Genomic DNA, 21,233 nt, shown 5'->3' on the forward strand with positions numbered 1-21,233 from the left:
ATGGGGATGAGGGATGGGGATGGGCGAAGGAGGGCGTGGCTCAGCGTGCGCCGGCGTCGCAGCGCACCGTGAGGCGCCGTCGTCGCTGTGCCCCTCGCAGCCCGAGGGCTCCGAGCAACAGCCAGGCAGCGCCCATCCGGCTGTCGTCGGTGGCACCTGTTGTGGAGCACGAGCAGCCCCCGTCGTCACCGCTCACGCCGCCACCTGCACCAGAGGAGGTGGTGGTCACGGAGGCGCTGGAGGTGGCGCCCGCGTCACCGCCGCTGCCGCCATGGCCCGCCTCGCCCTGACCACCTGCGCCACCGCTGCCCGGCTCGGAGCCGCCAGCGCCACCGGCACCTCCCGCGCCGCCAGCACCCCCGGTGCCCGGCTCGGACCCGCCAGCGCCGCCCGTCCCTGGCTCGGAGCCGCCCGCGCCCCCGGCACCAGCGCCGCCCGCGCCCCCTTGCCCCGAGTCGAGCACGCAGGTCCCGGCCATGCACATCCCACCGGGGCAGGCCGTCCCATCGGGCAGCGCCGGGTTGGAGCACATCCCCGTCGAGGCGTTGCAGGTCCCGGCCGCATGGCACGCGCTCATCGGCATGCACGTGACGGGATTCGCACCCGTGCACACCCCCACCTGACACGTGTCGACCTGCGTGCAGGCATCACCGTCGTTGCAGGGGGGGCCCGTCAGCAGCGCACACGTCCCGTCGACGGCGGCGCCGGCAGCGACGGAGCACGCATCGCACGCCCCCGCGCCACACGCCGAGTCGCAGCAGACCCCGTCGACGCAGTGACCGGAGCCGCACCGGGCCGCCGTCGTGCAAGGATCCCCCAGCGAACCCACCAGCCGGAAGGCGTGCGCGGAGCCCGACGAGCTGCCCAAATCGTCGTCTCCGTAGGCCCCCACCAGCACGCTCTCCCCCGACAGTGCGACGGAGAGGCCGAAGAAGTCGTTCGTCGCCCCGTCACTGGCGAGCAGCTTGGCTTGCTGCGTCCAGCTCGACCCGGAACGGGTGAAGACGTACGCCGAGCCCGAGTTCGAGCCCCGGTCGTCGTCGTAATGGGCTCCGACGACGAGCGTCTCGCCCTCCAGCGCGACCGAGGCCCCGAAGAAGTCGCTCTGAGCACCGTCGCTGGCCAGGATCTTCGCTTGCTGCGTCCAGTTCGACCCCGCCCGTGTGAACAGGTAGACCGACCCAGCGCCCGTCCCGTTCTCGTTGGCGTCGAACTGGCTCCCCACGGCGACCGTGCTCCCGTTCAGGGCGAGGGACGTCCCGAAGTAATCTCCCGTGGCCGCGTCGCTGGCCAGGAGCTTGGCCTGCTGCGTCCAGTTCGAACCCGTCCGGGTGAACACATACGCCGAACCCGAGCTCGTCCCGTGATCGTCGTCTTCGGACGCCCCCACGACCACCGTGTCTCCCGCCAGGGTGATCGCGCTGCCGAAGCCGTCGCCTGCTGCGCCATCGCTCGCCAGGAGCTTCGCTTGCTGGGTCCAGCTCGTGCCCGTGCGCGTGAAGACGTACGCCGAGCCCGACTGCGCCCCGTTGTCATCGTCTCCGGCCGCGGTCAGGGCGATGGTGTCTCCGGAGACGGCCACGAAGCGGCCCAGAAAATCGTTCTCCGCCCGGTCGCTGGCGACGAGCTTCGCCTGGAGCGACCAGGTGCTGCCCGACCGCACGAAGACATGGGCCGAGCCCTCGTCGTCCACATCCTCGTCGTCATCGGGCGCGCCGATGACGATCGTGTTGCCATCGATCGCCACCGACGTCCCGAAGAAGTCCTCGACCTCGCCGTCGCTGGCGACGAGCTTCGCCTGCTGTGTCCACGTCCCGCCAGAAGACCGCACGAAGACATAGGCCGCGCCCTCGTGCGCCACGCTGCTGGTGTGCACGAAGGCTCCGATCACCGCCGTGTCGCCCGACATCGCCACCGTGAAGCCGAAGCTGTCGCCTGCTGCGCCGTCACCGGCCAGCAGCTTGGCCTGGTGCGTGGCGACCAGCGCGTCGAGCGAGTTCCCGGGGACCGCGGCGGCCTCGGCCACCTGCACCGCGGCGCTCTCCGTCTCCACGATCGCGCTGCGCTTCTCGTCCAGCCCCCAGCGCTCGTCCACCCCGCAGGCCCCGGCCAGCAGCGCTCCGAGCCCGAGCCCAGCGAGCATCCACCCCCTCGACCGCCGCCCGGGCTGGCGCCCGCCCGGTCTCCCAGCGCCCTGACGAAACGCTCCGTTCAGGGACGAGACCGTACAAGCCTTCACGCGCATCGCGACCTTCTCCTTCGATCGATGACGAGCCGCCGATGACGATCGGCAATCCTCGGACGAGCCGTAGACCTCGCACGAGCTGCCACCCGGCGGAGCAGCAGACCTCGGTCGCGCGCGTCTTTACTACGATGTGAGGGATCGTTCAGCGCCGAAACGTCGCCCTCTCCCGATCCGCTGACGACCAGCGCGCTGATGTCGTGCCGGACACGTGGCTCACCGCCATCGCGCAGCGCCCGGAGTGCGCTGTCAGCAGCCCCTGCTCAGCGCCTGGGGCCCTCGAGCAGCGACCGGAGCGCGTCCGTCACGTCCCCCTGCTGCGAAGGGGAAAGGTCGAGGAAATCGAGCGCGACGGGCAAGTGATCGTGCGTGAACAGCTGCACGTTCCAGCCGAAGCTCGCGAACTCCATCGCGATCATGCCCTTCATCATCCCGTGCGTGTAGGTCCCATCGCCGACGAACGCCATCTTGTGCGTCCCTGGACCGATCGCCTTCAGCACCGGCGCCAGATGTTGCCGCTCCGTCGGTCCAGGCATCTCGCCCCGGCTCGCCAGCAGCACCCGACCACGCCTGCTGTGCTGAAGGGCGCTCTGGACGCGCGCCACGTGGGAAGCCCACACGGCTTCCGAGGCTGGCCGTCGAAACACGAAGACCACGACCCCCGCCGTCACGCTCATCGCCAGGTTCTCGTCTGCTGTCACAGCACGGACTTTACCATGCGGCGCGTCCTCTCACGCCTCGGCGCGCGGCTCCCCGTGTCGAGCCTCAGGGCTCCACCTTCACGCACCCCTTGTTCGGCTTGAACTCGCACGGCGCGAGCGCGCGCAGCATGTCGATCAGAGCCTCCTCGCGTTCCGGGTGCGCCTTCATCCACGCCCCGATGAATATCGCTGGCTTTCGCGTCGGCACCTCCACCAGCGCAGCCAGCGCCTCCTTCTCCCCCTCGGATCTGGCGAGCCCGAGACCACGCCCGCGTGACACCAGCCCCCGGTAGCCTTGCGGACCCACGCGCACCTCGACCGGCGGATCCCAGGTCGTGTCCTTGATGCGCAAGATCGCGGACAGCTCCGCCACCGCCCGGAGATCGAGCGCGAAGGGAGCGCCCGCCTTCATCGGCGCGACATTGTAAAGTGCGCTGGCGGATCTGTCGATCGGGTTCTTCGGCCGCGCGATGTCGAACTCATCGTAGACATTCTCGGTGACCCACCCCTCGGGGATCCCGATCAACAACCCCCCGGCTCCCCGCACCGTGTCCTTCGTCCGCGTCCCAGGCAGCCGCGTCGGCCCGAAGAACCTCGCCACGTCCTCCATCGTCCCAGCGCCTCCAGGTCCGGCCGAGTCGCTCGGCGCGACCGAAGCCCCGGGTGCTGCCGAAGACGCGCCCACCGCCGCTGACGACGCGCCCACCGCCGCTGACGACGCGCCCGCCGACACACCCGACGTTGACGGCGCGACACCGACCGACGCACCTGGCGCATCGTGCGACGACGTCGGATTGCACGCTGCGAGCAACAGCAGGAGGAGCGAAGCGACCCGGCGGTGCGGCATCCACCCATGGTACGTCGGTCCTGGCAGCCAGGAAGCTGCCCCGTGCGCCAGGCCTCCTCGGACCGACGCCATCCGCGGCCCACGCCCTTTCGTGTCCGCGGCCCACGCTCCTTCGTGATCGAAGCCCCCTGCGCGAACACGCGGGCTGCCCATTCCTCCCCACCTTGGCTAGCATCGCCCTCATGCTCCGCCCTCCCGCCTGCGCCCCTTCGCGCGCCCCCCTCGGCCCGGCCACCTCGCTCCTCGCGGCCAGCGCCTTCCTCCTCGCCGCGCAGGCAGGCCTCCCTGGCTGCTCCGGCGACGACCCGAACCCCGCCGCTGCGACCTCCAGCAGCGCCACCAGCGCGGGTGGTGCAGGCGGCGCCGGCGGCACTGCGGGCGGCGAGCCGGGCGTCGGCGGCTCCCTCGTCGGCCCTGGCGGCGCTGGCGGTGGCGGCGCCCCGGCCTGCCAGGACACCCTCTCCACCCCCGCTGGCCCCGAGGCCGTCCTCGACCCTGCCGTCGCCGACCTCTACACCGTCTACGACCTCGGCCCGGTCCCGGGCATGCCCCCGACCCACCTCGGCGGCTGCGTCATCAAGCACGACGACCCCAACACCCTGCTCATCGCCGGCGATTCCGAGAACGCGAACGGCGCCATCTACGCCATCGGCGTCCGGCGCGGCCCGTGCGGCAACATCATCGGCTTCGAGGGCACCGCCACCCAGGTCGTCAGCACCCCGTACGTCGACGCCAACCTCGTCTACGGCCCCAGCAACGTCCTGTTCTACCCCTCGTACCCCGTCAACCAGATCGCCCAGCTCCTCCCTGGCGCCACCCAGCCGTCCCACATCATCGAGGGCGCGGCCATTGGCATCATCTATGGCGGCAGCGTCTCCGGCTTCGGCTTCGTCCCCCCGGGCCTGACCGGCGCAGGTCAGCCGCGCGCGCTCACCTGGAGCAATGGCGACTGGTATCGCCTGAGCATGGCCAGCAATGGCCAGACCTTCGCGCTCTCGAACGCCGTCCGCGGCCCGAAGCTCGCCAACGGTCCTGGCGGCTTCGCCTACATCCCCGCGGGCTCCCCCGGCTTCGACGTGCCCAGCCTCATCGTCGCCGAGTGGAGTACGAACACCGTCGCCACCTACGACGTCGACGCCCAGGGCGACCCCGTCGTGGAGAGCCGGAAGGACTTTTTCACCGAGTTCCCTCGTCCCTGGGGCGCTTATTTCGAACCCGCCACCGGCGACTTCCTCTTCCTGACCTGGGGCGCTGGCACCGATCGCGTCTACATCGTCCAGGGGTTCGCGCCGCCGCCTCCGCCTCCTCCGCCGCCTCAATGAGCAGGCTTGGCACGGGCCACGGACATCCGAAGTCGATGCTCGGCGTCGAGCGCGAAGCTCGGATGTTCGCTCGCTCCCTCATCTGAGCGCATGCGCGAACGCTCGTCTCCGTCCTCTGCTCTCGACGCCGATTCACGTCGAGGGGACACGATGCGCAACGATGCCACTCCATGACAGGCGCGTCATGTCATGCGCCCTGTAGATGACCTGCGCGTTCCATACGCATGACGCGCATCAGGGTCACCCCAGGTGTCGCGGCCAATGCGGCCAGCACGGCCATCGGGCGCGTCACGGCCTCCGTGGCCTGCTCACACCGGCTCCACCCGTACATCCACCTCGAGCGTCTCGCCTCCACCGCCCACGTAAATCGTCCCCGAGGTCGGCGTCGCATCCACGTAATTGCGCCCCACTGCCACCCGCACGTGCTGCGTCTGCGTCACGATCCCGTTCGTCGGATCGAACCCCTTCCAGCCCACCTCGGGCAAGTACACCTGCAGCCAGGCGTGCGATTCCTCCCCTTGCCGCTGGTTCTCGTGCTTCGGCCCCGTGTAGATGTACCCGCACACGTACCGCGCTGGCACCCCGAGCAGCCGCGCCAGGCAGATGAACAGGTTCGTGAAGTCCTGACACACCCCCCGCCGGTGCGCGTACACGTCGAATGCCGTCGTCGCGAGCGTCGTCGTCCCCTGCGCGTACTGATACTCGCGGTGAATCGTGCTGTTCAGATCGAGCAGCGTGTCCAGCAGATCGTAATCGTTCCGCTCCACGAAGGTCATCGCATAGCTCACCAGCTCCGCGAGCTGGGTCTCCGGCAGCTCCGGCGGCAGCAGGTAGGGCTGCAAGATCTGCCGCTGCCACGGCATCCACACCAGCGGAATGGCCGACCGCGCGTGCAGCGGCTTGAAGCTCAGCGGGTCCACGTCACGCAGCTCCACGAGCGAGCGCCCCTCCAGGACCATCTCCTCGTACGGCGCCTCCACCAGCATCCGCCGCACCCGATTCCCGAACACGTCATCGTATTCGCGCTGCTGCCCGTCCACCGAGACGCTGAGCCGGTGTTCCAGCAGCGACTGCAACCGATCGTGGACGGGCGTCAGCCGGAACAGGTGCGTGCTCCGCTCCACCGGCGTCGTGTAGCGGTACACCGTGCGGTGAACCACCTCGAACCGCTGCAGCTCCGCCGTCGTCGGGCGCGACACCGTCTTGCGCGAGCTGACGTGGGGCCGCACCGACCCCAGGTCCCTGGAGGCGCCGACCTCCGCCATGACCGCGCCTTGCCGCACCCGGATCAGGTCTCCTGGCGGGATCCGCTTCCACTCCCCCCGGAACCCCGGCGGCATCCGGAGCTTCTCCGACGACACGATCACCCCCTTGCGCGCCGGCACCCCGCGGCCGCTCAGATCCAGACCGAGCTGGTCGTCACCGAACGCCAGGTGATCGTACGGCGGCAGCACCTCCAGCATGTACGCCTCGCCCTCGCCCCGCCGGTCCGCGTACACCACGAGATCCTGCCCGTCCGTCAGCACCGAGGTGAGCCCGCCGTAGTCGTTCATCGACGCGAACCACTCCCGCAGCACCGCCGGGTCGATCTCGCCGAGGCTGCGCACCCCTTGCTCCACCATCCAGTTCATCAGCTTGCAGAAGATGAACTCCGTGTCCGTCGATCCCACCGGCTCGAACAGCGTCTTTTCCTCGCGAACGAGCCGGTCCCTGAAGCTGCCCGAGTGCGCGAACAGCCAGTCCCGCCCAGCCCAGCTCCGCGAGAACGGCTGCGTGTTCGCATCGTTCACGCTCCCCCACGTCGCCGCGCGGATGTGCAGCACGAACAGCGACGACTCCAGGTGCTCCCACGCCTTCACCAGCTCGCTGCGGATGCTCCCTTGCGGCGGCGCGGGCTCCTTGAGCACCGTCGCGCTCCGCTCGCTCCCCGCGTAATAGCCGATGCCCCACCCGTCCGGCGGCTTGTGACCCGGCCGCAGACACACGAGATCGACCGACGGGGCGAGCGTTCCTTCGAAGGACAGCGCGAGCAGGTTGGGCATCGGGCGAAGGCTCCTCCCCGGACCCTAACCCAGCCCGCAGCCTTTGTCCCGACGCGAGCGTCCGGGGAGAACAGGTGCGCTACCTCGCCCCATCCGGCTCTTCCTCCGGCAAATGCGGACGTACGTGAGCGAGCACGGCCAGAGAGGAAGCACCGAACGCTCGGACATTCGCCTGCGCCATGGTGAGGCTCTCCCGGTTCGCACCGCCCTCGAACGTGGGATCTTCGCGCTGGATCATGTCGTCTTCCCAGAAGCACACCGGGCAGATCTCATGCGACCCTGGTGTCTCCGTGAGCGTGATGAACTGACAGCAAGGGCAGGCGTGTCGGGGCTTCACGATGGCCTCACCAGCGCGCGTGATGGGTCGGCGTCGTTCACGTCGACCCTCGCGCCGAGCACGGAAAACCGCCGCCAGCTCGGGCGGCAAGGCGCTGAACAGGACGCACGTGTCAGGCAGGACGAGCGGACGCGCCGCCGCGAACTTCCATCCCAGCGGGGGGGCATCATGGGGCGGCCAGTGCAGCATCCGCGACATCGGCGCAGCAGCGAAACCCCAGGTGATAGTTCAGGTGACTGGTCTCGCTCATCACGCGCGTCCCGTGCCAGTCCGGTGCGCGCCAGCGGCAGTCATCCTCGTGCGCGTTCACCGTGGCGAACACGAACCAGCTCCCCTTCATCTCCGTCATCCCGTCCCCACCCGCGGCGCCCAGCTCCTCGGGCCGCAGCGGGAAGCTCATGTGCTCCGCCACGTTCCCGTGCAGATCGAACGCCCCGAAGGGGCTACCGCACGCGGGGAACGCGCCTGCCGGGTACGTGTTCGACCCGCACTTGTCGTAACCACCGCCCGGACATCCCGGCGTCCGCACGCTCCCCGTCGCGCACCGCGGGTGGTCCTTCTCGGGCCCGTAGCTCCACACCCGCGTGCGCGTCACGTTGTGCTGGTGCTTCGCCTCGGGCCGCGGCCGGCCCCACGTGTATTCCTTCTCCACCGGCCGCAGCGCCCCCGCGCACGCTCCCTCCCACTCGTGCGCGTCGCAGAGCCGCTTGCCCACGGCCTTGCAGAGCAGCGCGGCCTCGCGCGCTCGTACGTGCACCACCGGGTACTCGCAAGGCAGCCCGGGGAACTCGAACTGATCGACGCACACCCGCGCATCCCGCGCCGCCTGTCCCGCCTCCGGATTGAACACCGGCACGCGGTGCGGACCTCCGCAGCGGGGCTCGTCGACGTCCACCACCCCTGCCGCCGCCCGCCGCTCCCGGCACGTCGAGCGCGCCATCGGATGCTGCGTGATCTCCGGGTTCCCCTGCCCGAGCACCGGCGAAGCCGCAAAGATCGCCTCGACCGCGGCCATCTGCGCCTCGTCGAGCCGCAGCCCTCGCCGCATGCGGGCGAAGAGGCGTGTGCGTTGCGTCGAGAGCGTCTCCGGGATCCAGTCCTCCTGCTCGGCGACGGGCGACGAAGGGGGCGCGTCGGTCGCTGCTGAGGCCCCCGTGCCGCCGGGCGCATCGGTCGTCGCGGCCGAGCTTTCGTCTCCTGGGCCGTCCGCCGTTGGGCCATCCGGTTCTGGGCCGTCCACCGTCAGGCCATCCGTCTCCCGGAGGGAGAGCGTCCCCGATGGCGCGTCCGTCGCCGCGATCGTCGTCGACGTCGAGAAGGGACGCACGGTCGCTCCAGGCCAGAGCTGGAAAGCCCCCCAGCCCAGCGCGATGCCTGCGGGCAGGGCGACGGTGAGCGTCAGACCCACGCGGAGCCAGGACGGGTCGTTGTGGCTGTCCTTGGGGGCCGCAGGGCTCATCGCGAGCGGGGGCATCGAGTCGTCGGCGCCGGCCGGCTGTTGCCTGGAGGTGGTGGCGCGCGACGAGGTGCGCATGGTGAAGCACGCCGAGCGTACTGCGCAGCCGGTGACCTACCCAAGAAAGTCGCCACCGGGCTCCATCGCCAGAGCGACCCTGAACACCGAGGCTCCCGAGCGTGTGCTCGACCTCGTGCCGGAGCGCCCCCTCGCGGCACCTTCGCCCGTGTGTGCTAGGCCCCGTCGATGACCTCGCCCGCGTCGCCATCCTCACCCGCCGCGCCTGGTCCTGTCTCGCCTGGGCCCGAGGACGCGCCGCTGTCGAAGCCTGAGGACGCGCCGCTGTCGAAGGGTGCGGGGATGGTCCTCCTCGGCATCGCTCTGGTCGCGATGGTGGCCTGGCGAGCGCCTCACGCCCCCGATCTGCCACCGAGCATCGCCGCCGAGGCCCATGGCGCTGCGGTCGCTGGCGTGGGCGCCAGCGTGCTCCTCGCGGTCGCCGCGCTGGGCTGGATGCGGGGTCGTGCCTGGGCGCCTCTCCTCGTGATTCCTTGCGGGCTGCTGTTCTTTTCCCTCGCCATCCTGCTGGTCGCGGGCGGCGCGGGCGTGACGGCGACGGGAGGGATCGTGCCTGCGCAGCCCTTGCTCGTCGGCGTCACGGCGCTCGGGCTGCCGCTCGCGATGACGGCGTTTGCCCAGGCGGCACCAGCACTCTCACGGCGGCGGGTGGATCGCCGCGTGGCCTTGGCGCTCACGGTGGTGCTGGTGATCGCTGCGGGGCTGCTCTGGTTCATCTGGGGGCAGGTGACCGTGGACCTCTTGCGCACGGGTCGGAGCGCGCACCCGTACCACCAGGCCGGCGCCCACGGCCTGCTCTGGACTGCGGCCCTCGTGGACGCAGGCTTCTCGAGCGGGACGTACCTGGCCGGAGCGTGGCTGCTCGTGCGAGGGGGACGCGCAGCGGTGCCGGCCGGGTTCGTGGCGCTGGCGTACCTGGCGCAGCACTTCGCGCAAGCCGTGGTGATCGAGGCGGACCGCTGGGTGACCGGGCAGCCGTGGTCGATGGCGCTGCTGGGCGTGTCGGTGGTGTTCCTGGCGCTGGGCAGCGGAGGAGCGACCGTCCTGGCGCGCGGTGAGATCGGCCGCCGCTGACGAGCGGCGCCCCACCATGGGTTCGGTAGGTCGAGCGGGATGCCTGGACGGAGGCATGGGCCACTCCCTCGCCCCGCGCTCACGAGGGGTTCTCGGAGGCGAGCAGGGCGGCGGAAATGGGTGACGCAACGTTTCCGAGGGGTTCGCGGGTGTCCGGACGAGGGTGAAGCTTCGTTGCTGCACGCTCCGCGGAACTTCCGGCGCGTGTGCAGCAACGTTTCCGACACCCCCGCGGAACTTCCGGCGAGGGTGCAGCAACGTTTCCGACACCCCTGCGGGACTTCCGGCGCGTGTGCAGCAACGTTTCCGACACCCCCGCGGAACTTCCGGCGCGTGCGCAGCAACATTGCTGCACGTGTGCGGAGCTTCCGGCGAGGGTGCAGCAACGGTGCTGCGCCTTCTTCGGTCGTCCTCCCGCCTCTCGGGCGGCGGTGAGTCGCTCCTGGTTCCGTTGTGGCTGTAGCGGATGCGACGGTCCGGGAGGGGCGTTTCGCGTCAGGCGCCCCGGCGGGCGGCGCGGAGGCGCGCGGGCTCCTTGGGCTTCGCGATGCGCGCCATCGTCTTTGCCGTGAACTCGCGGGGGAGGAACCGGGGGGACAGCGAGGCGACGTAGTTGGCGGTGCCCTGGATGACGGTGGCGCGGCCGGCAAGGAAGGCAGCGAGGCCGACCTCCACCACGTCCTCGGGGCGCGCTCGCTTGTCGGCGCCACCGACGGCGCCTGCGCGCTCGAAGAAGGGGGTGTCCGTCGCGCCCGGGCACAGGGTGAGGACGCGGACGCCGCGAGGGCGGTACTCGGCCCAGAGCGCTTCGCCGAAGGAGAGGACGAAGGCCTTCGTCGCGCCGTAGACCGCCATGTACGGGCAGGGCATGAAGGACGCCATGGAGGCGACCTGGATGACGCCGCCCTGGCGCCGCTCGATGGTCGGGAGGAAGAGGTAGGTCAGCTCCATGAGCGCGCCGACGTTGAGGTCGATCTGCTCGCGCTGCGTGGTCAGGGGGATGTCGTCGAAGGCAGCGTTGATGCCGAAGCCGGCGTTGTTGATGAGGACGTCGACGTCGAGCCCCTTCGCGGTGACGGCGTCGAAGACGCGCTTCGCGGCGCCGGCCGTGGTGAGGTCCTGGGGGATCACGTGGGCGTTGCCCAGCTCGGTGGCGAGCGCTTCGAGCTTCGCCTCGCTGCGCGCGACGAGGATCAGGGTGGCTCCGCGGCGTGAGAGCTCACGGGCGAAGGCTTCGCCGATGCCCATGGAGGCACCTGTGAGCAGCACGGTCTTCCCGGCGAAATCGAAGGTGTTCATGCGCCGAACATGCGCCCGGTGGTGATGACCGGCAACGGACAGGGGTGGTAATCTGGTTTCCACGAATGCAAAACGAACCCTCACCGCCCTGGGACGATCTGCGTGTGCTCCTCGCGCTGCACCGGCACCGCAGCTTCCTCGCGGCGGGGAAGGCGCTGGGGGTGTCGACGTCGACGGCGGCGCGGCGGATCGCGGCGCTGGAGGCGGCGCTGGGGCGGCCGCTGGTGCACCGGAGCAGTGGAGGGACGTTCGTCGAGCCGGACGCGCTGGAGCTGGTGGCGCTCGCGGAGCAGATCGAGCTGGGGCTGCGGGCGATCCGGCGTGACGAGGGGGAGGAGGCGCTCTCCGGGACGGTGCGGGTGTCGACGGGAGAAGGGGCGGTGCGGGGGGTGACGAAGTGCCTCTGCGAGCTGCGGCGGCTGCACCCGGGGCTGCACCTGGAGATCCTGTCGGAGTCGCGGCTCGTCGATCTGGCGCGGCGCGAGGCGGACATCGGGCTGCGCTCGGGGAGGACGTCGTCGCCGGTGGTGGTGCAGCGCGCGGTCGGGCAGTCGCACTTCGGGCTGTACGCGGCGCCGAGCTACATCGAGCGGCGGCTGCGCGGGGGGCGGTTGAAGACGACGGACTTCGAGCGGCACGACTTCGTGGGCGACGAGCGGATGCTGGCGAAGGCGCCGAAGATCGCGTGGCTGGTGAAGCACGGGGCGAAGCGGTTCGTGGTGCGGTCGAACTCGGACTTCGGGGTCCTGGAGGCCGCCGTGCAAGGGCAGGGGATCGTGCTCCTGTCCGACCTCACGGGGCGCGCGACGCCCGGCCTGGTGCGGCTGGAGGTCGACGCCGAGCTGCCGTCGGTGCCGGTGTTCCTCGCCTACCACCGCGAGCTGCGGAACGTGCCACGGGTGCGGCTGGTGCTGAATGCGCTGGACAGGACGCTGCGGGAGGCGCTGCGATAGGTGGTGCATGCAGCGCTGCAATGGGGGGTATGGGAGACGCTGTGATGAATGTGGCGCTGCGAGTCGCGCCGCGGTAGGTCAGGCTTGTTTTACCACGGCGAGCATCTCGTCCAGCATGGCGCGGAAGCGTGGACATCGCGCATGGGCCGTGTCGGGGGAAAGAGCCGCGAAGAGGTTCATGCCGTCGATCACCTTCTTGTAGCCTCTACGTAGCTTCTCTCGATACAGCCGCTCCAGAAGCTTTGCTGGCGGCTCATCGAAATTCACGGTTTCAGGTTGCGCGCATCGCCCCGGGAGGGCATTGGCGACGGCTGGGGGAAGGATCGAGGGATCTGAGAGGAGCCACGCTTCTGTCTCGTGGGCGGCGAAATGCTGTCGGAATCTCGGATGATCGACACGCTTTTCGAAGTGGGCTTTCCCCCAGTCGTAGCGTTCGTCTGCGGTCGCGAGTCCTCTGGGATAGATGGTCGGTCCGTAGAGATCGAGCAGCCCGAGCCCCAGGACCACATCGGCTGCCTTTTTACCCGACAGATTCAGCTCGACCTTTCTCTCGATCTCGCGATCGTACTCGGCCCATCCTTCGAAACGGACGACCTTGAACCCGATGGGTCTTGGCAGGCGAGGATCGAGCCACTTCTTGAAGAATGCAGGTAAGGCCTTTTCGGTGGTTCCCTCGACGAAGAGCACGACCTTCATGCCATTCCCTCGAGTTCTCCAGAGCGCTGTAGCGCACCGAGGCTGTATTCATTCAACCATCGGCGTAGTTCTTCGTCGTCCACGATCGAGAGATGGGTTGCGCCATCTTCCCAGCGGGTCACCGTGATTGTTGGGGGGGTCTCCGTGAACGCATCGAGGAGCTGAGGTGAGTGCGTCGTGAAAATGACCTGGGTTCGTTCCGCCGCTTCCGTGGCCAGCTCTGCCAGAACCGGCATCATGCTCGGGTGCAGGCCAGCTTCGGGTTCGTCGATCGCGACGAGCGCACCCGGGGTAGGGCTGCTCAGGATGGTGCAGAGGAGCAGGAAGCGGAGGGTTCCATCCGAGAGGTTCGCCGCAGATTGCTCGGTGCGAAGAGAGCGCCATCGTATGCGGAGCTGGACACGCTGATCGGAGGCAGGGGGAAAGACGAGTTCCTCATAATCGCTACCGAATGCGGCCTTCATGGCCTCGTCGAGCCTCTGCTTGAAATCGCGGCTCCCTGTATAGAGCGTGTGCAGCACGGGGATCAGGTTCTGACCATCGGGAGCGACCCGCTGTTCCATTCTGGTGACGGCTGGCTGACGGAGGGGGGCCTCCTGGTCCACCCGTACGTCGTGATAGATGGACCATCCCGAGAGTGCTGTACTGAAATCGATGACCAGAGGGTTCCCGAAAGGACCCGAGATCAACGACAAAAGAGTCTGGTCATCAGGCACGCTTCCCTCGTGGGCGACGAGGCTCCTCTCCTGGAAGTCGAAGGTGACCGCATGTCCCGGCCTGCGTTCGAGGAATTTCTTCGGTGCAGGTTTCTGGCCGAGATCCTTGAGATGGAAGTTGCCCAGAAGCTCATGCTCGACACGATAAGCGCTGGTCGTTCCGAGCTGGCGCAGCGTGAGTTCGTAGGTCAGCGCCTCTGCTATCGGCTCTCGACCGACACCGACAGGGTCTGTCTTCAGTGACCATTGAATCTCATGAGCCTGACTGTCCCAGAGCAGGGGTGAGATCCCTCCCATGCGAAGAACCTCGCCGGAGAGTTCCCCTTGCGCAGCCTTCCGCATGAGCATGATCGCACGGAGAAGATTCGACTTCCCCGATGCGTTGGGGCCGATGATGACATTGAGCGCGCCCGGTTCCCATGTGATCTCGCGCAGGGATCGGAAACCCTTGATGCTCAGCTTCTGAATACCCATGGTTTACGAATTTGGTCCGATATCCGCAGAGATGTGGAGCGATGCAAGCGTATCGGCGTGTCGGATAGAATACAAGTTCGAAGTGGTCCAGTCGCGCTGCGTCACTGGCCTCAATAATCGTCGAATTGCGCCACGTCGGTCACGTAATCGTCGTTCGGGCAAACGACGACCAGCACCAGGGAGCGGGGGCGGCCTTCGAGCATGGGGAGGAGGGAGACGATCCGCTCCCCGCCTTTCACTTCGCGCTCGCCCGGGGAGACGAGCAGGGCGCGCGGGCCGTCGAGCAGGATGAGCGAGGCGCGGCAGGCTCCGGCCTCGGGGGGCAGGTCGGCCGTACACTGGTCGCCCAGGCAGGTGAGCGGGAGCGGGTGGGGCTGGCGGGCGCGGGTGGTGTCGATCTGGAGGTCGGCGATGAGCGCGCCGTCGTGGGGTTCCAGGGTGAAGTCGCGGCCAGGGGTCAGCACCAAGGGGCGCTGGCCAGGGACGTAGACGAAGAGGGGGATGGTGGTCGTGGCAACGCTGATGGCGCCGTACCAGGCCTTGAACTCGCCCGTGAGGGGGTCGACGACGAAGGCGTCGCGGGCGCCGTCGAGGGGGAGCACCAGCGCGCCCGCCACGCCCTGAGGTGCGATGAGCTTGCCCTGGATGCGTGCGGAGGGGTGTCGGTCGCAGGCGGTGAGACCCAGGGCGAGAACGAGCGCGATGAGGGACGACGTGAGGCGTCGCGTCGAGGGGCGGCAAGACGACTTCGGGGGCTCGCTGGACCTGCGTGGTGCTAGGGTCCGGCCCGTCGTGCAGGGGTCTCGCGGTGCGTCGTACGTCGTGGGGAGCTGTCGCGTCATCGTATCAATCGCTTGGATCGCTTGGGATTATGAGGAGGCTTTCGATGTCCGGGGAGTGGGACTTCTACTTTTGCACCATCGAGGAGCGGCCGGCGTCGGTGATGGTGGATCTGGAAGCGGCGACACGTGCGCCCGATCCGGCGCGTGGTTGGTTGCTCTCGGTGCAGGTGCCGATGCGGACGCCGCGGCCGGACGGGCTCTCCTCGGCGGACGAGGCGACGGATCTGCGGGTGCTGGAGGAGCAGATCGACGCGGAGCTGTCGGCGGTGTGCGGGGCCGAGCAAGTCGGTCGGCTGACGTGGGATGGGCAGCGGGAGATCTTCTACTACGCGCGCTCCGAGGAGGGCGTGGAAGAGGCGCTCCGGCGCGCGGTGGCGGCGGTGCCCGGCTACGAAGGGCTCGCGTGGCGCGCGGAGGAGGATGCCGCGTGGAGTCATTACCGGGAGTTTCTGCACCCGGGGCCGGACGAGATGCAATGGATCAAGGACCGCCGGGTGGTGGATGAGCTGCGGTCGCACGGGGATCAGCTCGATCTGCCGCGGCCGGTGGATCACTACGCGTTCTTCCAGCAGAAGGCGTCGCGGGATGCGTTCCTGGCCGCGGCGGCGGAGCAGGGGTTCGTCGGGAGGCCGGCAGGCGCGGAGGCGGAGGGGGCGCCGGCCGAAGGCGGTGAGGGAGAGGCGGGGGCGTCGCAGGATGGGCGGTTCGGGGCGCACCTGGTGCGGCCTGATCCGGTGGAGATGGGGCACATCCACGATGTGACCTGCGCGCTGAGCGTGCTCGCCGAGTCGCACGGGGGGCGGTACGACGGCTGGGGGTGTCCAGTGCGACGGGCGGTGGGTCACGGGTGAGGGGGGCGCGGGTCACGGGTGGAGCTTGGTGACGAAGAGCGTCGGGTGAGGGCCGGCGTTGAGGAGCTGGGGGCCCAGGTCGAGGGTGCCGCGGGCTTGTCCGGCGAGGAGGATGGCATCCGAGGCGTCGGTGGTGATCGCGGTGCCAGCCTGGGGTGAGCCGTTGCCGAGGTGACGGCTCCAGAGGAGGCGCCCCTCGGGATCGAGCTTGGCGACGAGCAAGTCGGGTCCAGGCTGCGTGGCGTGGAGGGGAGGGTCGTCGAGGTCGGCGCTGCCAGCGAAGTGGCCGGCGAGGAGCACGTTGCCGTGGCGGTCGGAGGCGATGGCGTTGCCCTGGGAGGTCGTGCTGCCGAAGGCGCGGCTCCAGAGGGGCTGACCCGTTGGACTGAGCTTGGCAACGAAGCCGCTGGTCGTGCCGCCGTGGAGCAGGGTGTCGCCCTGGTGGAGGGCGTCGGTGAAGGTGCCGGTGAGCAAGGGGTGGCCAATGGGATCGAGGGCGATGCCGAGGCCGACCTGGTGCTGGGTGTCACCGGGGTGGCCGAAGGAGACGCCCCAGCGCGGGGTGCCGCTCTGCGGGTCGAGGGCGAGGGCGAGGACGTCGGCGCTGTTGCCGGTCGAGATGACGCTGTCACCGAACGGGAAGGCGCCGGTGGCGCCGCCGGTGACGAGGAGCGATGCGCCGAGGGCGAGGTCGGTGCCCTCCTGGTGATGGAGGGTGCCGAACCGCTTGAACCAACCGGGCTCGCCGTCCGCGCTCCAGCTGGCGACGAAGAGGTCACGGCCGCCGGCGCTGGTGAAGACGGTGCCGCCGAAGTCGATCTTCCCGGCCATGGCGCCGGTGACGAGGACGTCTCCCTGGGCGCCGACGGTGAGGCCGAACGCGCGCTGCTCGTCGGCGTCGCCGTAGTCGTGCGCCCAGAGGAGCTTGCCCTGCGGGTCGAGCTTGGCGACGAAGAGGTCGACGTCGGAGGCGCTGGTGGACACGAGGGAGACGGGGGGCGCGCCCTGGCCTGGTGAAGGGAAGGTGAGGGTGTGCTCGAAGTCGCCGGCGATGTAGATGTCGCCGTGCGCGTCGATGGAGACGGCGCGCACGATCTGGGAGCGGGCGGGGCCGATGGGGAGGACCCAGCGGACGGTGCCGTCGGGATCGATCTTGATGACGGCGGCGTCGAGGTCGCCCTGGTTCTGGTAGGTGGTGCCAGCGAGGGTGAAGGCGCCCCGGAAGCTCGCGACGACCACGGTGTTGCCGTCGGCGTCGGTGGCGATCGCGTGCGCGGTCTGGGGGCCGTCGCCGCCAGCGCGGAGGGCCCAGACGACGTCACCGCCGCACAAGGCACCGTTGCAGTCTTCGTCGTCGATGTTGGTGGTGCAGACCTCGGGCGCGGGGAGCGTCTGGCCGTCGCAGGCGTCGCTCCAGGTGAGGGTGAGGGGGTCGCAGGTGCTGGTGCCGTCGTGGCACATGCCAACGCCGCGGGTGGCGGGGTCGCCGGTGTAGCAAGCGCGGACCTCTCCCGGCGCGCAGACGCAGTCGCGGTCGCGCTCGCCTCCCTCGCCGTCGCAGTCCTCGTCGTCGGGGGTGCTGCAGCGCTCCGGTGCTGGGCGCACCTCGCCGAGGCAAGGGCCGTAACCGGCGCCTCGAGCGTCACAGGTGCGCTGGCCGCCGCGGCAGACGCCGACGCCTTCGGTGCCCGCGGGGCCGGTGTAGCAAGGCGCGGTCGCACCCGGAATGCAGGTGGTCGGGGGGAGGCTCTCCGCGGTCGGCTCACTGTCCGCGCTGGAGTCGCCCTCGGTGGGCAAGACGCACCCTGCGCTCAGGGCGGCGCTCGCCGTCCACGCCAGGGTGGCGATCCCGGCCCACGCCAGGGCGAGCCTCCGCAGCGAGACCCTCGTCATCCAGGTCCGTACCATGCGCTCTCCCCCCCGTGCCGATGCCTCGCGTCGTCGCGGTCGATGCGCGTCGGGTCGGCCTGCGTGTGCACACCGGGGGGGAGCGCTGCTGTGATGCCTGCTGAGCTGGGAGGGTTGCTGAGGTGGCCGGGGCGACGCGGTGTCAGCGCGTCACGTTCGTTCGGTGCAAAGAGGGAGCTGCTGCGTCAGGCGCGGGTCCGGGTCGCGTCGTCGTCCTCGGTGGCGGCGGCGCTGCGGTGCGACGGGGTGTCTGCCGTGGCGGTGGCGCCCGCGTCGGCGACGTCGCTGTTCACGCTCTCGTCGCGCGTGGCGGTCGCCGTCTCGGCCGCGTGGGCGCGCGCCCCGGACTTGTCGTTCTCGCTGCCTCGGTCGCTGGATGCGGTCTTGTTGCTCACGCCCTTGTCCGCAGCAGCTTTGTCCTCGGCGCTCTTGTCCGCAGCATTCCTGTCCGAGGCGCCGCTCTTCTCCGTGGACTTGTCGGCCGTTGCGGGTTTGTCCGTGGTGTCCTTGGTCGAGACCTTGTCCGTGGCCGCGTCCTTGCTGGCGCCTTTCTTCTTCGCTCCCTTGTCCGAGGCGTTCCGGTCGGCGTCCTTGGTCTTGCCGCCGTCGGTGTGCGTCTCGATGGGCCGGCGGGCGGCGTGCTCGAGCTGGCCCGCGGAGCCGAGCAAGGCGCGGCGGATCTGATCCATCTCGCCCTGGAGCTTCTCGTAGGCCTTCCGCCGTGACTCGGCGGCCTGCTCGCGAGCGCGGGTCTGGGCGGCGGAGGCTTCGAGCTCGTCGAGGAGGCGCTCGACGTCGATGGAGAGGGCCTTGATCTCCTTCTGCAGGTCCTGCTTCGTGGCTTCCCAGCTCGCTTCGCGGACGCCCAGCTCGGCGCGGTGCATGGAGGCGGCGCGGGAGAGGGCCTCGGTCTTCTGCTTCTCGGCGTGCTCGGCGGCGGTGTCCAGCTCGACGCGAAGGGCGTCGAGCTGCTTGCCGTGGGCGACCTCGAGGCTGGCGAGGACGGCCTCGTGCTCGGCGTGGACGCGCTGCACCTCGCCGTGGTGGCGATCCTGGATCTCGCGCTCGCGCAGGATGATGCGCTCCTTGAGCTTGCGGGCGGTGTCCTCGTCGGCGCGGGTGCGATCCTGTTCGCGCGCGCGCAGCTCGCGGTTCATGCCCTCGCGGGCGCGGACGAGGGCTTGCTCGTGCTCGGCGCGGGCGAGGTCGAGGTTGTGGGTGTGCATGGCCAGGAGCTCGGCCCGCAAGGACTCGCGGGACTGGTCGGCCTTCACCTGGGCCTCGGCGTCGGCGGCGCGGGCGGCGTCGGCGAGCCTGCGGGTGTGATCGTCGCGCTCGCGGCCCAGTGCCTCCTGGTGGGCGGCTTCCTGCGCGGTGAGCGCCTTCTGGTAGGCCGCGCGGGCTTCGTCGAGGCCCTGCGTCCGGGACTCGGCCTCGGCCGTCATCTCGGCGGCCTGCGCGCGGCGGAGGTTCTCGATCTCGCGCTGGTGCGCCTCCTCCATGAAGGTGATTTCCTGGGCGTGCGCTTGCTCGGCGCGGCGCAGCTCCGCGGTGTGCTCGTCCTTGAGCTGCTCGAGGTCCTGCTGCGCTTGCGCGACGCGCTTGGCGGCGAGTTCGTCGGTGTCGCGGGTGCGCTCTTCGAGCTTCTTCTGAAGGGCGGCGAGTTCCTCGGAAACGGCGCGGTTCTGGGCGTGGTAGCGCTCCTCGGCGGCGGCGAGGCTTGCGGCGCGGACCTCTTCCTCCTGGAGGAGGGCGGCGAGGTAGCCCTCCTCGCGCTTCGTCAGCTCTTGCTGGTGCTTCTCGGCGAGGGAGGAGAGGGCGGTGCGCTGGTTCTCGTCGGCGCGCCGCAAGGCGGTGCGGTGGACCTCGTCGAGGCGACGCAGCTCGGCGCGGTGCTCCTCGTCGCGCGCGGCGGCGAGGGCGATGGCGGCGCTCTGGTCGGCCTGGCGCTCTTCTTCGAGGACGCGCACGCGAGCGTCACGCTCGTCGAGCATGCGCAGCAGCGCGGCGTTGCGGGTCTGGGCTTCCTCGCTGGCGGTGGTGGAGCGCGTGAGTTCGCGGGCCTGCTCGGCCGCGCGGTGCCGGAGCTGCTCCTCGTGTGCGGCGGTGACCGAGCGGAGCGCGTCGGCGTGGCGTGTCTCGGCCTTCTCGAGCGCCTGCTTCAGGGCGTCGAGTTCGAGCTTGTACGAGGCGTCGATGCGCGTGATCTCGGCCTGGTGATCCTCGGTGAGCCGGGCGAGTTCCTTGCGGTGGGTCTCGTCGCGGCCTTGCAGTTCGAGGCGCAGCGCATCTTCCTGCTTGTGGCGCAGCTGGCGCTCGGCTTCGGCGGCGGTGCGCCTGGCCTCCTCGCCGCGCTCTTCGGAGCGGGCGAGTTCGTCGTAGAGGGCGCGGACCTTCTCGGCATGCGCGGCGTCGGCGGTGCCCAGCTCGGCCTCGTAGGAGGTGGTCAGCTCGGCGATCTGCTTGCGATGATCCTCTTCGAGGCGCTGGATGTGCTCGCGTGGGCCGACGTCGGCGCCGGCCAGCTCTTGCCGGAGGGTGATGAGCTGCGCCTGGATCTTCTCGACCTGGGCCTCGGCCTTGGCGGTGCGGGTGCGGGCTTCCTCGGCGCGCTTGAGCGAGAGGTCCTTTTCGGCCTTGAGGGAGGCGGCCTGGGAGCGCAGCTCGCCCTTCTGGCGGTCGGACTCGTGGAGCTTGTCGTTGAACTCGGCGTTGCGGCGCCGGTAGTCGAGTGCGTCCTGGCGGGCATCGGCGAGCTCTCTCTCGCGGCGGGCCAGGTCGTCTCGGAGGCGAGTGATCTCCTGATCCTTGCGGGCGAGCGTGGCGTCGCTGGTGGGCCGCGCTGCAGCGTCGGGGGGCTGCGGGCGCGTGGAGGGACGCAAGAGCGCCGAGGTGGTGGCCGAGGGAGACAGGGGCGCGGAGCCTGTCGCAGAGGCCGAGACGAGCGGCGCGGAGCCTGTCGCAGAGGCCGAGACGAGCGGCGCGGAGCCTGTCGCAGAGGCCGAGACGAGCGGCGCGGAGCCTGTGGCGGCGGGGGGGCGAGCGCTCGGTTGCGAGGGGGAAGGTGGAGGGGTCGAGGGAGACGCCGCGGGACGGATGGGCTGCTGGACGACGACGGTTCCTCGGCGACCGCGGGCGTTGGTGAGGGACGCCGACTGGGTGGCGTTGCCGGTGAGGGGCGCCGACTGGGTGCCGCTGCCCGCAGGTGATGCGGAAGGGGCGGCGGAGGTCGACGCGAGAGGCGCGGAGCTGGTCGCGGAAGGCGAGACGAGCGGCGCGGAGCTGGTCGCAGAGGCCGAGACGAGCGGCGCGGAGCTGGTCGCAGAGGCCGAGACGAGCGGCGCGGAACCCGTCGCGGAAGGCGAGACGAGCGGCGCAGATTGAGTGGCGCTGGC

17 protein-coding genes are annotated in these 21,233 nt (G+C 70.0%); 5 read left to right on the forward strand and 12 right to left on the reverse strand.

All coding sequences use genetic code 11. The features are described from left to right. Positions 1 to 40: 40 nt before the first annotated feature. The 3 genes from CMC5_RS12870 to CMC5_RS44400 form a co-directional block, all read right to left on the reverse strand. On the reverse strand, positions 41 to 2,143 hold the full coding sequence (locus CMC5_RS12870; RefSeq protein ID WP_050430686.1) for an FG-GAP repeat protein: 2,103 nt from the start codon (positions 2,141 to 2,143) through the stop codon (positions 41 to 43). A gap of 362 nt (positions 2,144 to 2,505) precedes the next feature. Further along, entirely contained in the window at positions 2,506 to 2,919 is a 414-nt protein-coding gene (locus CMC5_RS12875) for a hypothetical protein (RefSeq protein ID WP_050430687.1), read from the reverse strand. An 88-nt stretch (positions 2,920 to 3,007) separates the two neighbouring features. Further along, positions 3,008 to 3,790, reverse strand: coding sequence for a hypothetical protein (locus CMC5_RS44400; RefSeq protein ID WP_156338533.1), 783 nt, complete (start codon positions 3,788 to 3,790; stop codon positions 3,008 to 3,010). Positions 3,791 to 3,972: 182 nt separating this feature from the next. Between CMC5_RS44400 and CMC5_RS12885 the strand changes: the two genes are divergently transcribed. Continuing rightward, positions 3,973 to 5,112 carry a hypothetical protein gene (locus tag CMC5_RS12885; RefSeq protein ID WP_050430689.1) on the forward strand — a complete coding sequence of 380 codons (1,140 nt, stop codon included), beginning with the start codon at positions 3,973 to 3,975 and terminating at the stop codon, positions 5,110 to 5,112. A gap of 308 nt (positions 5,113 to 5,420) precedes the next feature. Here CMC5_RS12885 and CMC5_RS12890 read toward each other — a convergent pair whose 3' ends face one another. The 3 genes from CMC5_RS12890 to CMC5_RS12900 all read right to left on the reverse strand — a co-directional run bounded on the left by CMC5_RS12890 (position 5,421) and on the right by CMC5_RS12900 (position 9,025). Continuing rightward, the gene (locus CMC5_RS12890; RefSeq protein ID WP_050430690.1) at positions 5,421 to 7,154 is read right to left on the reverse strand and encodes a class II glutamine amidotransferase; all 1,734 of its coding nucleotides are present in this window, start codon (positions 7,152 to 7,154) and stop codon (positions 5,421 to 5,423) included. 79 nt (positions 7,155 to 7,233) lie between these two features. Then, the gene (locus CMC5_RS46900) at positions 7,234 to 7,491 is read right to left on the reverse strand and encodes a CPCC family cysteine-rich protein (RefSeq protein ID WP_050435872.1); all 258 of its coding nucleotides are present in this window, start codon (positions 7,489 to 7,491) and stop codon (positions 7,234 to 7,236) included. A 166-nt stretch (positions 7,492 to 7,657) separates the two neighbouring features. After that, positions 7,658 to 9,025 (reverse strand): SUMF1/EgtB/PvdO family nonheme iron enzyme, encoded by a 1,368-nt coding sequence (locus CMC5_RS12900; protein ID WP_082362438.1) that lies wholly within the window; start codon positions 9,023 to 9,025, stop codon positions 7,658 to 7,660. Positions 9,026 to 9,307: 282 nt separating this feature from the next. Here CMC5_RS12900 and CMC5_RS12910 point away from each other — a divergent pair, with 282 nt between their 5' ends. After that, a complete protein-coding gene (locus CMC5_RS12910; RefSeq protein WP_082362439.1) occupies positions 9,308 to 10,099 on the forward strand; it encodes a hypothetical protein in 792 nt (263 codons plus the stop codon). Between the two features lie 495 nt (positions 10,100 to 10,594). On the opposite strand, the gene CMC5_RS12915 is transcribed toward CMC5_RS12910, so the two are convergent. Next, a complete protein-coding gene (locus CMC5_RS12915) occupies positions 10,595 to 11,398 on the reverse strand; it encodes an SDR family NAD(P)-dependent oxidoreductase (RefSeq protein WP_050430695.1) in 804 nt (267 codons plus the stop codon). A 65-nt stretch (positions 11,399 to 11,463) separates the two neighbouring features. On the opposite strand from CMC5_RS12915, the gene CMC5_RS12920 reads away from it, so the two are divergent. After that, the gene (locus CMC5_RS12920) at positions 11,464 to 12,351 is read left to right on the forward strand and encodes a LysR family transcriptional regulator (protein WP_050430696.1); all 888 of its coding nucleotides are present in this window, start codon (positions 11,464 to 11,466) and stop codon (positions 12,349 to 12,351) included. 78 nt (positions 12,352 to 12,429) lie between these two features. Here the strand turns inward: CMC5_RS12920 and CMC5_RS12925 are convergent, their stop codons facing one another. The 3 genes from CMC5_RS12925 to CMC5_RS12935 form a co-directional block, all read right to left on the reverse strand. Then, a complete protein-coding gene (locus tag CMC5_RS12925) occupies positions 12,430 to 13,047 on the reverse strand; it encodes a DUF4276 family protein (protein ID WP_050430697.1) in 618 nt (205 codons plus the stop codon). Continuing rightward, on the reverse strand, positions 13,044 to 14,237 hold the full coding sequence (locus tag CMC5_RS12930; protein ID WP_050430698.1) for an AAA family ATPase: 1,194 nt from the start codon (positions 14,235 to 14,237) through the stop codon (positions 13,044 to 13,046). Before CMC5_RS12930 ends, CMC5_RS12925 begins: the two co-directional genes overlap by 4 nt. Before the next feature lie 110 nt (positions 14,238 to 14,347). Continuing rightward, complete coding sequence (locus tag CMC5_RS12935) at positions 14,348 to 15,079, reverse strand: hypothetical protein (RefSeq protein WP_050430699.1); 732 nt, start codon at positions 15,077 to 15,079, stop codon at positions 14,348 to 14,350. A 44-nt stretch (positions 15,080 to 15,123) separates the two neighbouring features. Between CMC5_RS12935 and CMC5_RS12940 the strand changes: the two genes are divergently transcribed. Then, positions 15,124 to 15,930, forward strand: a complete 807-nt coding sequence (locus tag CMC5_RS12940) for a DUF695 domain-containing protein (RefSeq protein ID WP_050430700.1) — start codon at positions 15,124 to 15,126, stop codon at positions 15,928 to 15,930. Positions 15,931 to 15,942: 12 nt separating this feature from the next. Here the strand turns inward: CMC5_RS12940 and CMC5_RS12945 are convergent, their stop codons facing one another. Continuing rightward, positions 15,943 to 17,823 (reverse strand): outer membrane protein assembly factor BamB family protein, encoded by a 1,881-nt coding sequence (locus CMC5_RS12945; protein WP_156338534.1) that lies wholly within the window; start codon positions 17,821 to 17,823, stop codon positions 15,943 to 15,945. A gap of 200 nt (positions 17,824 to 18,023) precedes the next feature. Next, positions 18,024 to 20,720 carry a coiled-coil domain-containing protein gene (locus CMC5_RS12950; RefSeq protein WP_050430702.1) on the reverse strand — a complete coding sequence of 899 codons (2,697 nt, stop codon included), beginning with the start codon at positions 20,718 to 20,720 and terminating at the stop codon, positions 18,024 to 18,026. Here CMC5_RS12950 and CMC5_RS12955 point away from each other — a divergent pair. After that, entirely contained in the window at positions 20,707 to 21,222 is a 516-nt protein-coding gene (locus CMC5_RS12955; RefSeq protein ID WP_156338535.1) for a hypothetical protein, read from the forward strand. The genes CMC5_RS12950 and CMC5_RS12955 overlap by 14 nt on opposite strands. Positions 21,223 to 21,233: the final 11 nt, after the last annotated feature.

The organism is Chondromyces crocatus (genome assembly GCF_001189295.1).
Classification (GTDB): Bacteria; Myxococcota_A; Polyangia; order Polyangiales; family Polyangiaceae; genus Chondromyces; species Chondromyces crocatus.

Coding starts and splice junctions, on each gene's coding strand:
- CMC5_RS12915 (WP_050430695.1), bottom strand. CDS start 11,398: ATGAACACCTTCGATTTCGCCGGGAAGACCGTGCTGCTCACAGGTGCC.
- CMC5_RS12910 (WP_082362439.1), top strand. CDS start 9,308: ATGGTCCTCCTCGGCATCGCTCTGGTCGCGATGGTGGCCTGGCGAGCG.
- CMC5_RS12870 (WP_050430686.1), bottom strand. CDS start 2,143: ATGCTCGCTGGGCTCGGGCTCGGAGCGCTGCTGGCCGGGGCCTGCGGG.
- CMC5_RS12920 (WP_050430696.1), top strand. CDS start 11,464: ATGCAAAACGAACCCTCACCGCCCTGGGACGATCTGCGTGTGCTCCTC.
- CMC5_RS12900 (WP_082362438.1), bottom strand. CDS start 9,025: ATGCGCACCTCGTCGCGCGCCACCACCTCCAGGCAACAGCCGGCCGGC.
- CMC5_RS12935 (WP_050430699.1), bottom strand. CDS start 15,079: ATGACGCGACAGCTCCCCACGACGTACGACGCACCGCGAGACCCCTGC.
- CMC5_RS44400 (WP_156338533.1), bottom strand. CDS start 3,790: ATGCCGCACCGCCGGGTCGCTTCGCTCCTCCTGCTGTTGCTCGCAGCG.
- CMC5_RS12925 (WP_050430697.1), bottom strand. CDS start 13,047: ATGAAGGTCGTGCTCTTCGTCGAGGGAACCACCGAAAAGGCCTTACCT.
- CMC5_RS12940 (WP_050430700.1), top strand. CDS start 15,124: ATGTCCGGGGAGTGGGACTTCTACTTTTGCACCATCGAGGAGCGGCCG.
- CMC5_RS12875 (WP_050430687.1), bottom strand. CDS start 2,919: ATGAGCGTGACGGCGGGGGTCGTGGTCTTCGTGTTTCGACGGCCAGCC.
- CMC5_RS12945 (WP_156338534.1), bottom strand. CDS start 17,823: ATGACGAGGGTCTCGCTGCGGAGGCTCGCCCTGGCGTGGGCCGGGATC.
- CMC5_RS12890 (WP_050430690.1), bottom strand. CDS start 7,154: ATGCCCAACCTGCTCGCGCTGTCCTTCGAAGGAACGCTCGCCCCGTCG.
- CMC5_RS12930 (WP_050430698.1), bottom strand. CDS start 14,237: ATGGGTATTCAGAAGCTGAGCATCAAGGGTTTCCGATCCCTGCGCGAG.
- CMC5_RS12885 (WP_050430689.1), top strand. CDS start 3,973: ATGCTCCGCCCTCCCGCCTGCGCCCCTTCGCGCGCCCCCCTCGGCCCG.